The 12,693-nt window shown below is 69.3% G+C and carries 12 protein-coding genes; 7 read left to right on the top strand and 5 right to left on the bottom strand.

From position 1 onward, the window contains the following. The first annotated feature begins 152 nt into the window (after positions 1–152). The 5 genes from JD276_RS02455 (at position 153) to JD276_RS02435 (ending at position 4,522) form a co-directional block, all read left to right on the top strand. Positions 153–1,238, top strand: coding sequence for an ABC transporter ATP-binding protein (locus JD276_RS02455; protein ID WP_200113583.1), 1,086 nt, complete (start codon positions 153–155; stop codon positions 1,236–1,238). Continuing rightward, positions 1,235–1,882 (top strand): ABC transporter permease, encoded by a 648-nt coding sequence (locus JD276_RS02450; protein ID WP_200113581.1) that lies wholly within the window; start codon positions 1,235–1,237, stop codon positions 1,880–1,882. The genes JD276_RS02455 and JD276_RS02450 overlap by 4 nt, the downstream gene beginning before the upstream one ends. After that, the gene (locus JD276_RS02445; RefSeq protein ID WP_200113579.1) at positions 1,882–2,622 is read left to right on the top strand and encodes an ABC transporter permease; all 741 of its coding nucleotides are present in this window, start codon (positions 1,882–1,884) and stop codon (positions 2,620–2,622) included. The genes JD276_RS02450 and JD276_RS02445 overlap by 1 nt, the downstream gene beginning before the upstream one ends. Positions 2,623–2,657: 35 nt before the next feature. Then, positions 2,658–3,578: an ABC transporter substrate-binding protein gene (locus JD276_RS02440; RefSeq protein WP_200113577.1), complete on the top strand. Its 921-nt coding sequence runs from the start codon at positions 2,658–2,660 to the stop codon at positions 3,576–3,578. A 122-nt stretch (positions 3,579–3,700) separates the two neighbouring features. Further along, positions 3,701–4,522, top strand: coding sequence for an IclR family transcriptional regulator (locus JD276_RS02435; protein ID WP_200113576.1), 822 nt, complete (start codon positions 3,701–3,703; stop codon positions 4,520–4,522). Between the two features lie 9 nt (positions 4,523–4,531). Here JD276_RS02435 and JD276_RS02430 read toward each other — a convergent pair whose 3' ends face one another. From JD276_RS02430 to argF, 5 genes are all read right to left on the bottom strand, one after another. Further along, positions 4,532–5,821: an amidohydrolase family protein gene (locus JD276_RS02430; protein WP_200113575.1), complete on the bottom strand. Its 1,290-nt coding sequence runs from the start codon at positions 5,819–5,821 to the stop codon at positions 4,532–4,534. A gap of 84 nt (positions 5,822–5,905) precedes the next feature. After that, on the bottom strand, positions 5,906–7,633 hold the full coding sequence (gene hutU, locus JD276_RS02425) for a urocanate hydratase (protein WP_200113574.1): 1,728 nt from the start codon (positions 7,631–7,633) through the stop codon (positions 5,906–5,908). Between the two features lie 179 nt (positions 7,634–7,812). Then, on the bottom strand, positions 7,813–8,400 hold the full coding sequence (locus JD276_RS02420) for a HutD/Ves family protein (protein ID WP_200113573.1): 588 nt from the start codon (positions 8,398–8,400) through the stop codon (positions 7,813–7,815). 89 nt (positions 8,401–8,489) lie between these two features. Continuing rightward, positions 8,490–9,932 carry an argininosuccinate lyase gene (gene argH, locus JD276_RS02415; RefSeq protein WP_200113572.1) on the bottom strand — a complete coding sequence of 481 codons (1,443 nt, stop codon included), beginning with the start codon at positions 9,930–9,932 and terminating at the stop codon, positions 8,490–8,492. Positions 9,933–10,080: 148 nt separating this feature from the next. After that, a complete protein-coding gene (argF, locus tag JD276_RS02410; RefSeq protein ID WP_200113571.1) occupies positions 10,081–11,004 on the bottom strand; it encodes an ornithine carbamoyltransferase in 924 nt (307 codons plus the stop codon). A gap of 162 nt (positions 11,005–11,166) precedes the next feature. Here argF and hpaR point away from each other — a divergent pair, with 162 nt between their 5' ends. Both hpaR and JD276_RS02400 read left to right on the top strand, forming a co-directional pair. Next, positions 11,167–11,604, top strand: coding sequence for a homoprotocatechuate degradation operon regulator HpaR (hpaR, locus tag JD276_RS02405; RefSeq protein WP_200113569.1), 438 nt, complete (start codon positions 11,167–11,169; stop codon positions 11,602–11,604). A gap of 42 nt (positions 11,605–11,646) precedes the next feature. Further along, positions 11,647–12,642 carry an ABC transporter substrate-binding protein gene (locus JD276_RS02400; protein ID WP_200113568.1) on the top strand — a complete coding sequence of 332 codons (996 nt, stop codon included), beginning with the start codon at positions 11,647–11,649 and terminating at the stop codon, positions 12,640–12,642. Positions 12,643–12,693 lie beyond the last annotated feature (51 nt).

The raw sequence follows: 12,693 nt of genomic DNA, 5'->3' as shown, positions 1-12,693 counted from the left end.
GATCCCTCGCCGCCGATGTCCCTCGAAACACCGGATACGACCAGAGATAGAAAGACAAAGATGTCGCCACATCCATCGAGCACCGCACCCGCATCCCACCAGGCCGCTGCTCGCAGCCGGAGCACGCGCCGCAGCCAGAAAGCACATCGCGCATGATCGAGTTCAAGAACGTCGTCAAGACCTACGACAACGGCACCACGGCCGTGGCGGACCTCTCCTTCACGGCTCCCACCGGCAAGATCACCGTGCTCGTCGGCCCCTCGGGCTGCGGCAAGACCACCACGCTGCGCATGGTGAACCGCCTCATCGAGCAGACCTCGGGCACGATCCTGCTCGGCGACGAGGACAATGCCGCGGTCGACACCATCAAGATGCGTCGCAAGATCGGGTACGTCATCCAGAACGCCGGTCTCTTCCCGCACCAGACCGTGCTCGACAACGTGTGCGCTGTGCCCTACCTGAACGGCACCGACAAGCATGCGGCCCGAACCCGCGCGGCCGACCTGATCGAACTGGTGGGCCTCGACCGGGATTACGGCAGCCGCTACCCCTGGCAGCTGTCGGGCGGCCAGCAACAGCGGGTCGGCGTCGCCCGCGCACTCGCGGCCGATCCTCCGTTCATGCTGATGGACGAGCCGTTCAGCGCAGTCGACCCGATTGTGCGCAAGCAGTTGCAGGCGGAATTCCTGCGCATCCAGGCCGACCTCGCCAAGACCATCATCATGGTCACCCACGACATCGACGAGGCGCTGAGGCTCGGCGATCAGATCGTCGTACTCAAAGAGGGCGGCGTCCTCGCCCAGATCGGCTCCCCCGCCGAGATCCTCGCGAGCCCCGCCGATGCGTTCGTCGCCGACTTCCTCGGCGAGTCGCGGGGCTACCACGCGCTCAGCTTCGAGCGCATCGCCTCGCTCGCGCCCCAGCAGACGCCCTCGGCGCGTGTCGGTGAGCCGGTCGGCGCAACCGAAGGGGCCTGGATCGTGGCCCGCGACGAGTTCGACGCGCCGCTCGGCTGGACGCGGACGACCGCGGGCACAGCCTCCAGCGACCGCCTCGTGCCCGCCGCGACGGTCTCGCACAGTCGCGGCAACTACCGCGAATTGCTCGACGCGGCGCTCGCCAGCCCCAGCGGCCGGGCCATCGTGGTCGACGACCGCGGCTACTACCTCGGCACGCTCGGCTCCGACGCCGTGATCCACGGCGCAGTCGAATCGCTCGCAGAGGAGCGGTCTTCATGAGGCTCGACTGGATCGCCAATAACGCCGAGCAGATCGGCCAGCTCACGCTGTCACACCTCTGGCTGACGCTGCTGCCGACGCTGATCGGCCTGATCCTGTCCATCCCGCTCGGCTACCTGGCGTTCAACTACCGGCGGCTGTACACGTTCATCGTCGGCGGCACGAGCCTGTTCTACACGATCCCGTCCCTCGCGCTGTTCATCCTGATGCCGCAGATCCTGGGCACCAAGATCCTCGATCCGCTGAACATCATCGTCGCCCTCGTGATCTACACGATCGCACTGCTGGTGCGCGTCGTCGCCGACGGCCTCGACTCCGTCTCTCCCGACGTCGTGAAGGCGGCAGAGGGCATCGGCTACACGCGGATGCAGACCTTCTTCAAGATCCAGCTGCCCATCTCGGTGCCGACGATCCTCTCGGGTCTGCGAGTGGTGGTGGTCGCGAACATCTCGATCGTCACCATGGCGGCGGTGATCGGCATCGCCCAGCTCGGCACGCTCTTCACGATGGGGTTCACCCGCCGACTGTTCGTGCCCATCATCGTAGGCCTCGTGGTCTGCCTGCTGCTCGCGCTCCTGCTCGACCGGCTGCTCGTACTGCTCGGCAAGACGCTCACGCCGTGGAGCCAGAAGGGGGCCCTGTAATGGATATCTTCGGCTGGCTCACAGACCCCGCGCACTGGAGCGGAGCCGGGTCGATCCCGTATCAGTCGATGATGCACCTGATCTACTCGCTCGTCTCCCTGCTCGTGGCGGCGATCATCGCGGTACCGCTGGGCATCTTCGTCGGGCACACCGGCAAAGGCGAGAGCCTGATCATGGGATCGGTGAATGCGATGCGCGCGCTGCCCACACTGGGTCTGCTGATCCTGCTCGTGCTCATCATCTCTCCCGCATTCGCCAGCAACCTGGCATTCATCATCCCGTCGCTGATCGTGCTGGTACTGCTCGCAGTGCCGCCGATCCTCAGCGGGGTCGCCAGCGGCATCCGCGCGATCGATCGCTCCGTCATCGACGCCGCCCGCGGCATGGGGTTCTCCACCGTCGAGATCATCTTCAAGATCGAGATCCCGTGCGCACTGCCGTTGACGCTCTCGGGCATCCGCGGAGCCACGTTGCAGATCGTCTCCACCGCCACAGTGGCCGCCTACGTCTCGCTGGACGGCCTCGGACGGTTCATCCTCGACGGCCGCGCCGGCAACAACTACGCGGAGATGGCGGGCGGTGCCATCGTGCTCGCCGTGCTGGCGATCCTGCTCGAGGTCGCGTTCGCCCTGCTGGAGCGCCTGCTCGTATCACCCGGCCTCACCCGCCGCGTACGTCAGCAGAGGACCCCCGCAGCGCTCGATACCGAAACCGCTCTGCTGAACCTGGGCCGCGGATAGCCGCGGAGAATCGGACCCCCTCGAAAGGAAATCTCATGCGCAAGAAATTCATCATGACAGGGATCATCGCCGTCTCGGCGCTCGCCCTCACCGCCTGCGGCGGCGGCGGAGACCCGCTCAGCTCCGGCTCCGGCGACGGGGGCGGAAACGGAGGGTCCGACACGGTCATCGTCGGCTCAGCCGACTTCGCGGAGAGCCAACTGCTCGCCACCATCTATTCGCAAGCACTGCAGAACGCCGACATCGAGGTCGAGGAGCAGCTCAACATCGGCAGCCGCGAGATCTACCTCGAAGCGCTGCGCGACGGCTCGATCAACCTGCTGCCCGAGTACAACGGTTCGCTGCTCGCCGAACTCGGCGGCGAGATCGATCCGAGCGACCCCGAGGGGCTGCGCACGCAGCTCGACGAACTGCTCGCCCCCGATGAGCTGATGGTGCTCGACGAGTCCGAGGCGGAGAACGCGGACACGCTCGTCGTCACGCCCGACGTCGCCGAGGAGCACGACCTGAAGACCATCTCGGACCTCGAGCCCGTCGCGGGCGAGCTCGTGCTCGCCGGACCAGCCGAGTGGAAATCCCGTCACGAGGGCGTGCCCGGCCTGCAAGAGGTCTACGGGCTCGAATTCAAGGAGTTCAAGGTGCTCGACGCGGGCGGTCCGCTCACGCTTACCGCACTGCAGAACGGGCAGGCGCAGGTCGGCGACATGTTCAGCTCCGACCCCGCGATCGAGGCGAACGGCCTCGTCGCTCTCGAAGACGACAAGGGGCTGTTCCCTCCGGCCAACATCCTTCCGGTCATCAACGAGAACGTCGCGAGCGACGAGGTGGTCGAGGTGCTCAACTCCATCTCTGCCGCCCTCACCACAGAGAATCTGATGGCGATGAACGACCGTATCGCGAACGGCGACGACATCAATCAGATCGCCACCGACTGGCTCGAGGAGAACGGCATCTGAGCCGCCCTCGAGGAGCTCGCGAAGCGCAGCGGGGCCGGGCGTGCTGAACGCCGGGCCCCGCTGCGCTTCGCGGAGACGCTCTCCACCGCTTCACGCTCCCGGACACGGAATAGAGTCTCACCATGTCGCAGTCGAAGGTTCCCGCACTGGATCACGCCCTGCGGATCCTCGGGCTCCTCGCGTCTGTGCGCGGCCCGCTGCCCGCGAGCGCCATCGCGCAGCAGCTGGAGCTGCCCCGTTCGACGGTCTACCAGCTCCTCGCCACACTGGCCGAGCACGGCTACGTGATGCACCTGCCCGAGGAGCGGCGTTGGGGGCTCGGCCTCGCCACGGTGGAGTTGAGCAGCGCCTATGCGCGGCAGGAGCCCATCTCCCGACTCGGCCGTCCGCTCGTGCGACAACTCGTCGATCGGCTGGGGTTCAGCGGTCACCTCGCGCTGCTGCACGGTCAGAACGTCGTCTACGTGGTGGAGGAGCGCGCTCCCGGAGCACCGTCGATGATCACCGACATCGACGTCCGCCTCCCGGCGCACTCTACCGCGAGCGGCAGGGCGGTCCTCTCGGCCATGCCGAAGGCCCAGGTGAGAGCGCTGTTCCCCAACTCGTCGGCGTTTGCGGTCGGCATCGCCTCATCTGCCGATCCGATGCTCTCAACCGATCGCGCGCAACCGGTCGCGATCGACCGCTACTCGAGGCTCCGCCAGGTGCTCGATGACACCGCCGCCCGCGGCTACGCCCTCGAACAGGCTGCCGTCTCGCCCGGGCTCGCCTCCATCTCGGTCCCGGTGCTCGACCACCGGGGCTGGCCGGTCGCCGCCATGACCGCCACCTTCCCGCATCCGGCTACCGAGGAGGACACGTATCCGGCGATCGCGCGCGAGGTCAGCCGCGCCGCCGAGACGCTGTCGTCCCGGCTGTACAACAGAGGACCCCGGGAGCACTGAGGGGTGGCTTCAGACGACGCGCTCGCCGGCTCGCCACACCGCGGATACGAGCGGTAGACCCGGACGGTATGCGAGATGCGTCGCCGAGGGCGCTTCGAGCAGCTGCAGGTCGGCGCGCGCGCCCGCGCGGACGGCGCCGACCGCGGGCTGCACCGCACCTGCGGGGTCGGTCCAGCCATCCCGATCCATATCGAGGGCCATCGCACCGCCGAGCGTCGCGGCACGCACCGCCTCCTGGATCGTGAGCCCCATCTGCAGCACGGCCGTCGCGACGCAGAACGCCATGGACGAGGTGTATGACGTGCCCGGATTGCAGTTCGACGCGATCGCTACGACCGCGCCGGCGTCGAGCAGCCGGCGAGCGGGGGCGAGCGGCATCCTCGTCGAGAGGTCGCAGGCGGGCAGCACGGTCGCGACGGTGCCGTGCGCACCGCCCTGCGATCCCCTGCCGCCCCGGGCAGCGCTCCGCGATCCCGCACCACTCCACGACCCGGCGAGCGCTTCGATGTCCGCGTCGGAGAGGAAGCCGAGGTGGTCCACGCTCAGCGAGCCGTACTCGACCGCGAGCCGGGCTCCCGGCCCGTGGCCGAGCTGGTTCCCGTGCAAGCGGGTCGCGAGCCCTGCCGCGCGGGCCGCGTCGAGCACGCGCCGCGTCCCGGCCTCGTCGAAGGCGCCCGTCTCGCAGAACACGTCGACGGCGCTGACATACGGGGCGACCGCCGCGAGCATCGGCCCGGTGACGAGGTCGAGGTATTCCGCAGAGTCGGCACCCGCAGGTACGACGTGCGCGCCCAGGAAGGTGACGGCGTCGACCTGACGGCCGGCGAGGCGCGCGGCCCGCACCTCGTCACCGACCGTGAGCCCGTATCCGGTCTTCGTCTCGATCGTCGTGGTGCCGCCGCGGCGGGCCTCGGCGACCAGCCTGGCGAGATTCGCCTCGAGCTCGGGGTCCGACGCCGCGCGAGTCGCGTTCACGGTGACGTTGATCCCGCCCGCCGCATACGGCTCACCCGCCATACGGGCCTCGAACTCCGCCGTGCGGTCGCCGGCGAATACCATGTGCGTGTGAGAGTCGACCCACCCGGGCAGCACCGCGCGGCCGTCGGCGTCGAACCGTTCGTCGGCCGCTGGGGCCGACGACGACGCACCGACCCAGGCGACCCTGCCGCCCTCGACCACGACGGCGGCCTCGCGGATCCGCCCGCCGATCCCCTCGCCGAGTTCCGGGTCGTTCGTGGTCAGTTCGCCGATGTTCTCGATCAGCATGGCTCGTGCGTCCGACGCGGTTGGCTCGCTCATGGGTTCACTCTCTCATCGTGCGGGTCGGGTCGCTCCGAACGTGCGGCGGCGCGGGAGGAGCGGACCGAGCGGACGACCGACGACCTACCAGGCGCGGTCGGTGTTGCGGGTGGTCGGTGCGACGGGGATCCTGACCCCGCGCTCTTCGGCGACCTCGGCGGCGCGCTCGTAGCCGGCGTCGACGTGACGGATGACCCCCATGCCGGGGTCGTTGGTGAGCAGGCGCGAGAGCTTCTCGGCCGCGAGCTCGGTGCCGTCGGCGACCGAGACCTGGCCGGTGTGGATGGAGCGGCCGATCCCGACACCGCCGCCGTGGTGGATCGACACCCACGTCGCGCCGGACGAGGTCGCGGTGAGGGCGTTGAGCAGCGGCCAGTCGGCGATCGCGTCGGAGCCGTCGGCCATGGCCTCGGTCTCACGGTAGGGTGATGCGACCGATCCCGAATCGAGGTGGTCGCGGCCGATCACGATCGGCGCCTTGACCTTGTCCTCGGCGACGAGGCGGTTGAAGAGGAGGCCGGCCCGGTGGCGCTCGCCGTAGCCGAGCCAGCAGATGCGGGCCGGAAGGCCCTCGTACTCGACGCGCTCAGCAGCCGCGTCGAGCCAGTTGTGGAGGTGCGTGTTCTCCGGGAAGAGCTCCTTGAGCGCCTCGTCGGTGACACGGATGTCATCGGGATCGCCCGAGAGAGCGGCCCAGCGGAACGGGCCGAGGCCCTCGCAGAACAGCGGCCGGATGTAGGCCGGGACGAAGCCGGGGAACTCGAAGGAGCGGTCGTAGCCGCCTTTCCGAGCCTCGTCGCGGATCGAGTTGCCGTAGTCGAAGACCTCGGCCCCCGCGTCCTGGAATTCGACCATGGCCTTGACGTGCACGGCCATCGCGGCCTGCGCGTCCTTCGTGAACTGCTCGGGATCGGCCTCGGCCCGCGCGTGCCACTCCTCGACGGTGTAGCGGATGGGCAGGTACGACAGCGGGTCGTGCGCGGAGGTCTGGTCGGTCACGAGGTCGATGGTGATCTCGCCGGCCCGGTGGCGGCGCAGGATCTCGGGGAACACCTCGGCGGCGTTGCCGACGAGGCCGACCGACCAGCCGCGCTGCTCGTCCTTGGCCTGCTGCACCTTGGCGAGGGCCTCGTCGAGGTCTTCGACGACCTCGTCCAGGTAGCGCTTGCCCGCGCGGCGATCGAGGCGGGTCTTGTCGACGTCGACGATGAGGCAGGCGCCGTCGTTCAGGGTGACGGCGAGGGGTTGGGCGCCGCCCATGCCGCCGCAGCCGCCGGTCAGGGTGATCGTGCCGGCGAGCGAGCCCTTGCCCGCGACGCCCTCGATGCGCTTCTGGCCGATGAGCTTCCGGCCGGCGGCGGCGAAGGTTTCATAGGTGCCCTGGAGGATGCCCTGCGTACCGATGTAGATCCACGATCCAGCGGTCATCTGGCCGTACATCATGAGCCCCTCGGCCTCGAGCTTTCGGAACTCGGGCCAGGTCGCCCAGTCGCCGACGAGGTTCGAGTTGGCGATGAGCACGCGCGGCGCCCACGTGTTGGTGCGGAAGACGCCGACCGGCTTACCCGACTGCACGAGCAGGGTCTCGTCCTCCTCGAGGTCGCGGAGGGTGTCGACGATCGCGTCGTACGCCTCCCAGCTGCGGGCAGCGCGACCGGTGCCCCCGTAGACCACGAGGTCGTCGGGGCGCTCGGCGACCTCGGGGTCGAGGTTGTTCATGAGCATGCGGAGCGGGGCTTCCGTCTGCCAGCTTTTCGCGGAGAGTTCAGTGCCGCGAGGCGAGCGGACGGGGCGAGCACCTGGGAGAGCCATCGTTGGACCTTTCATGAAGTGGTGGCGAAGCCGTGCGCGGTGACGAACGGGGGTGAGCAGAGTGCTCCGAGACCGGCCGTCGATGCGTTGCTCCCATCTCACCCTGCCGAGTGCGCTGCGACAATGCCGTTTCCGGATCGACTGTCCGAGATACCGGACCTCGAGGGCGCGCCAGCGCCCTAACTCGGGATCACGAAGAAGCGCACGGCCGCATCGGGGATCGACCGGTGGGGCTGCGGTGTCAGGGCGGTGATCCCGGGGGTCAGCACCAGCACATCCTCCGCCCGGGGATGCTCCTCGGCGTCCACGGCTCGGGTCGCCTCGCCGCACTCGTCGTCGCCACGCAGAACTGCGAGTGCGGCCACAGCCCCCTCGGGCATGCGCCCGGTCTCACTCGCGGCGACGATCCGACCGGGGCGAGGTCCGCGCCCCATCAAGTTGAGCGCGCGGCATGGCCTCGGCAACCACTCCAACACCGCATCGGCGTCGCCCGAGAACTGCAGCGGTTTCCCCGGTTCGAGCTCGTGGACGTCGCCGTCGACGACGAGTGTGAGCGAACCGTCGAGCGGCATGAAGGTTCGCGCGATCCCGGGAAGCGGGGAGAACGGGCCGGGTGCATCGAGCCGCGCGATGCTGAGCCGCCAGGCCTGGGCGCAGTCGGGACTGAGCTCGCTCGAGGCCTCGAAGGAGACGAGCTCGGTCGTGACGCCGCCCCCGTTCGCCCACGGCACGGTCCGCGCGGTGGCGAGCTCTCGGAGAAGATACATGACCTCAGCCTATGAGCATCGCTGCGGTTCCCCTCAGGAGATCTCGGAGGTCCAGGAGATCGGGCTGCATACCCGGGTCTCGTAGACCGCTACGCGCGGAACTCCGCGATCCGCTCGGCGAGGCGCTCCAGCTGCTCGTCGACCCGCGCCCGGGCGGTGCCCCCGGCGCCGACGCGCGAGTTCACCGAGCCCTCGATGGTCAGCACCTCGCGCACGGCCGGGGTCAGGTGCTCGGAGATCGAGGCGAGCTCCTCGTCCGAGGGCTCATGCAGTTCGAGCCCGCGCTCCTCGCAGAAGCGCACCAGCTCGCCCGAGATCTCGTGCGCGTCGCGGAAGATGACCCCCTGCTTCACGAGCCACTCGGCCACGTCGGTCGCGAGCGAGAAGCCCTGCGGGGCGAGCTCCGCCATGCGCGCCGTGTCGAAGCTCATCGTGGCGACCATGCCGGTGAAGGCGGGCAGCAGCACCTCGAGCTGGGCGACCGAGTCGAAGACCGGCTCCTTGTCCTCCTGCAGGTCGCGGTTGTAGGCGAGCGGCAGCGCCTTGAGCGTCGCGAGCAGGCCGGTGAGATTGCCGATGAGGCGGCCCGACTTGCCCCGCGCCAGCTCGGCGATATCGGGGTTCTTCTTCTGCGGCATGATGCTCGAGCCCGTCGAGAAGCCGTCGTGCAGCTTGACGAAGCCGAACTCCTTGGTGTTCCAGAGGATGATCTCCTCGCTGAGGCGCGAGAGGTCGATGCCGATCTGGGCGCAGACGAACGCGAACTCGGCGACGACGTCGCGGGATGACGTGCCGTCGATGGAGTTCTCGAGCGGATCGCCGAGGCCGAGCTCCGCGGCGACGAGCCGGGGGTCGAGACCGAGCGAGGATCCGGCCAGCGCTCCCCCGCCGTAGGGGGATGCGCTCGCGCGCCCCGCCCAGTCGCGCAGGCGTTCGAGATCCCGGATCACGGGCCAGGCGTGCGCCGCCAGCTGGTGCGCGAGCAGCACGGGCTGGGCGTGCTGCAGGTGCGTGCGGCCCGGCAGGATCGCCTCCGGGTGCGCGAGCGCCTGGTTCAGGATCGCCTCGACCAGGTCGAGCAGCAGCTCCCGGAGCACGGCGGCGCGATCGAGCAGGTAGAGGCGCACGAGGGTCGCGATCTGGTCGTTGCGGCTGCGGCCGGCGCGCAGCTTGCCGCCGAGCTGCACCCCCGCGACCTCGATGAGCCCGCGCTCGAGGGCGGAGTGCACGTCCTCGTCCTCCTCGGCCGCGACGAAGCGGCCGTCCGCGACGCGGGCCGCGAGCTCGTCGAGGGCCGCGCGCATCTCGGCGAGCTCATCGGCGGTGAGGTACCCGCCGGCGGCGAGCGCCGACGCGTGCGCCTTGGATCCCCGGATGTCGTACTGCGCGAGCACCCAGTCGAACTGCGTCGACTTGCTCAGCGCCTGCAGCGCCGGCGACGGCCCGCTCGCGAAGCGCCCGCCCCAGAGCGCACCCGCCTCGGCTGCGCGGTTGCCGGTCTCGTCCTGCGTGTTCTCGTTCGCCTCAGTCACCCGACCAGCCTAGCGGTTCGCGCACTCCTCGATTCGGGGACGCTCGAGTGCGCTTCCGCCCTCTGGAACGCACGTACGCGTCCCCGATTTCGGGGGATGGGACACAAGCGAACGGCCGAGTGCTCCGCCCGCCGCGGCATCGCACGGATCAGGCGCGCTCCAGCAGCCACGCCATGAGCGCCTTCTGCGCGTGCACGCGATTCTCGGCCTCGTCCCAGACCACGCTCTGCGGGCCGTCGATGACCTCGGGCGCGACCTCGTACTCGCGGTAGGCGGGCAGGCAGTGCAGGAAGATCGCGTCGCCCGCCGCGTGCGACATGAGCTCGGGGGTGACCCGGTAGGCGCCGAAGGTCTCGATGCGCGAGGCCTTCTCCTCTTCCTGTCCCATCGACACCCAGGTGTCGGTGATGACGGCGTCGGCTCCGTCGACGGCCGCGACGGGGTCGGTCGTGACCGTCACGCTGCCGCCGGTCTCGGTGGCGATGCGCTCCGCGTCCGCGACGATGTCCGCGCGCGGGTGGAACCCCTCGGGGCCGGCGACGCGGATGTGCATGCCCGCGGTCGCGAAGCCGAGCAGGTAGGAGTGGCCCATGTTGTTCGCGGCGTCGCCGACGTACGCGGCAGTGAGGCCGGCGAGATCTCCTCGGCGTTCGCGGATGGTCTGCAGGTCGGCGAGGATCTGACAGGGGTGGAAGTCGTCGGAGAGGGAGTTGATGACGGGCACCGTCGCGTGTTCGGCCATCTCCTCGAGCCCGGAGTGCGCGAAGGTGCGCCACACGATCAGCGACACCATGCGGGAGAGCACCCGGGCGGTGTCGGCGATGGTCTCCTTGACGCCCAGCTGCGCCTCGCCCGGGTTGACGACGATGGGGGAGCCGCCGAGCTCGGCGATGCCCGCGGCGAAGCTGAATCGGGTGCGCGTCGAGGTCTTGTCGAAGAAGACGGCAGCCGACTGCGGCCCCTCGAGCGGGCGGAGACCGAACCGGTCACGCTTCAGGCGCGCGGCGAGGTCGAGCACCTCGCGCTGCTCGTGCGGGCTGAGGTCGTCGTCGCGGAGGAAGTGCCTAGTCACCCGGCCAGTCTACCGGCGGCGGAGCGGCGCCGCCGCGGGCGGTTTTCGCGAGGGACTTGAGTTCATTAACATGTTCACATTAACATGTGAACGAATCGCCGACCGCGACCGACGAGACCGACCGAGACTGACGAGACGACCGAGACCGATGAGGAGAACAGCATGAGGGAGATCGCCGAGATGCTGCCGCTGCAGTTCCTGCAGGCGCGCGAGGTGATGATGCAGCGCTTCCGCCCGATCCTGCACGCCGCCGGGTTCACCGAGACCCAGTGGCGCGTGCTCCGCGTCGTCCACGCGCACGGATCCGTCACCTTCTCGGAGCTCTCCGAGGAGTCCGTGATCTCGAAGCCGAGCCTGTCGCGCATCCTCGCGAACCTGGAGTCCCGGCGCTTCCTGCAGCGCACCAACGGGGAGGAGGACCAGCGGCAGGTGCACCTGTCGCTGACCGCGGCCGGCTCCGAGCTGGTCGCGTCCCTCGGGCCCGACATCGAGCAGGAGTACGAGCGGATCTCCCAGCAGATCGGCGGCGACCCGCTCGTCGAGCTGTCCGAAGCCCTGTCGACGTTCGTCGATTCACTGCGGTCCGCCCACGACGGCTGACGACTGACCCTCACCACCACACATCCGACAAGGAGAAACTCGATGAAGAGACTCATGACACGACGCGGCATCCGAGCCGGCGCCGGCCTCGCACTCGCGCTCGGACTGGTCGGCTCCCTGGCCGCCTGCGCGGGCTCGGGAGACGACGCGGGCGGCGACGGCTCGATCACCCTGGGCTTCCCCGGCGGTATCGGCCCCACCGACGTCCCGGCGATCCTCGCCCTCGAATCGCTGGCGGAGGAGGGCGTCGAGACCGACTACATCGAGTTCGATTCCCCCGACGTGCAGACCCAGGCGCTCCTGCGGGGCGACGTGAACGTGGCCTCGATGGGCCCGGCGACCGTGATGAGCGCCAACATCGCGAAGGCCGACATCAGGATGGTCGCCAACAACAACATGAACGATCTCCAGATCATCGTCGCCCCCGACGTGGGATCGTGCGAGGATCTCGCCGGGCAACCCGTGGCGATCCACTCGGAGGGGTCGACCAGCACCGCCCACCTCAAGCGCTGGTACGCGGACGAGTGCCCCGACGCCGACGAGCCCGAGTGGCTCGTGATCTCGGGCTCCGAGAACCGCGCGACCGCCCTGCTGGAGGGGCAGATCATGGGCACCGTCGTCCGCCTGGAGGACTGGATCGGCGTGACGGGCGGCGAGTCGGATCAGGGCAAGGTGCTCACCTCGCTGAGCGACACCCAGTCGGACCTGCTCACCCAGACCATCGCGGCCACCCAGAAGACGCTCGACGACGACGCCGAGGCGGTCTCGGCGTTCCTCGACGCGCTGGGCGAGCAGTTCGACGCCGTGAACTCGGATCCGCAGACCTTCGCCGAGGAGGCCGCACGGATCCTCGAGGGCGAGCCCGAGAAGTACGCGTCCATCTACGAGGAGCTCGTCGCGGGCGGCGCCTTCCCCGATGCCGTCGGCCTCGATCCGGCCGCCGTCGAGGCGACCATCGCCTTCTACCAGGAGTCCGGCTCCATCCCCGAGGGCGAGCTCACCGTCGAGGACGTCGCCGACACCGAGTTCGCGCACTAGCGACGATGCCGGTTCCCGGGCTCGTCCCGGGAACCGGCCGGAGGGAACACT

Source organism: Leucobacter chromiisoli, assembly GCF_016522505.1.
GTDB lineage: Bacteria > Actinomycetota > Actinomycetes > Actinomycetales > Microbacteriaceae > Leucobacter > Leucobacter chromiisoli.
Note: the sequence above shows the minus strand (reverse complement) of the source record. Positions and strands in the feature narration are given on the sequence as shown.

Excerpts from the sequence above, each read along its gene's own strand:
- hpaR (WP_200113569.1), top strand. The coding sequence starts at position 11,167 with ATGAGGGAGATCGCCGAGATGCTGCCGCTGCAGTTCCTGCAGGCGCGC.
- JD276_RS02430 (WP_200113575.1), bottom strand. The coding sequence starts at position 5,821 with ATGAGCGAGCCAACCGCGTCGGACGCACGAGCCATGCTGATCGAGAAC.
- JD276_RS02455 (WP_200113583.1), top strand. The coding sequence starts at position 153 with ATGATCGAGTTCAAGAACGTCGTCAAGACCTACGACAACGGCACCACG.
- JD276_RS02450 (WP_200113581.1), top strand. The coding sequence starts at position 1,235 with ATGAGGCTCGACTGGATCGCCAATAACGCCGAGCAGATCGGCCAGCTC.
- JD276_RS02400 (WP_200113568.1), top strand. The coding sequence starts at position 11,647 with ATGAAGAGACTCATGACACGACGCGGCATCCGAGCCGGCGCCGGCCTC.
- JD276_RS02440 (WP_200113577.1), top strand. The coding sequence starts at position 2,658 with ATGCGCAAGAAATTCATCATGACAGGGATCATCGCCGTCTCGGCGCTC.
- JD276_RS02420 (WP_200113573.1), bottom strand. The coding sequence starts at position 8,400 with ATGTATCTTCTCCGAGAGCTCGCCACCGCGCGGACCGTGCCGTGGGCG.
- JD276_RS02445 (WP_200113579.1), top strand. The coding sequence starts at position 1,882 with ATGGATATCTTCGGCTGGCTCACAGACCCCGCGCACTGGAGCGGAGCC.
- hutU (WP_200113574.1), bottom strand. The coding sequence starts at position 7,633 with ATGGCTCTCCCAGGTGCTCGCCCCGTCCGCTCGCCTCGCGGCACTGAA.
- JD276_RS02435 (WP_200113576.1), top strand. The coding sequence starts at position 3,701 with ATGTCGCAGTCGAAGGTTCCCGCACTGGATCACGCCCTGCGGATCCTC.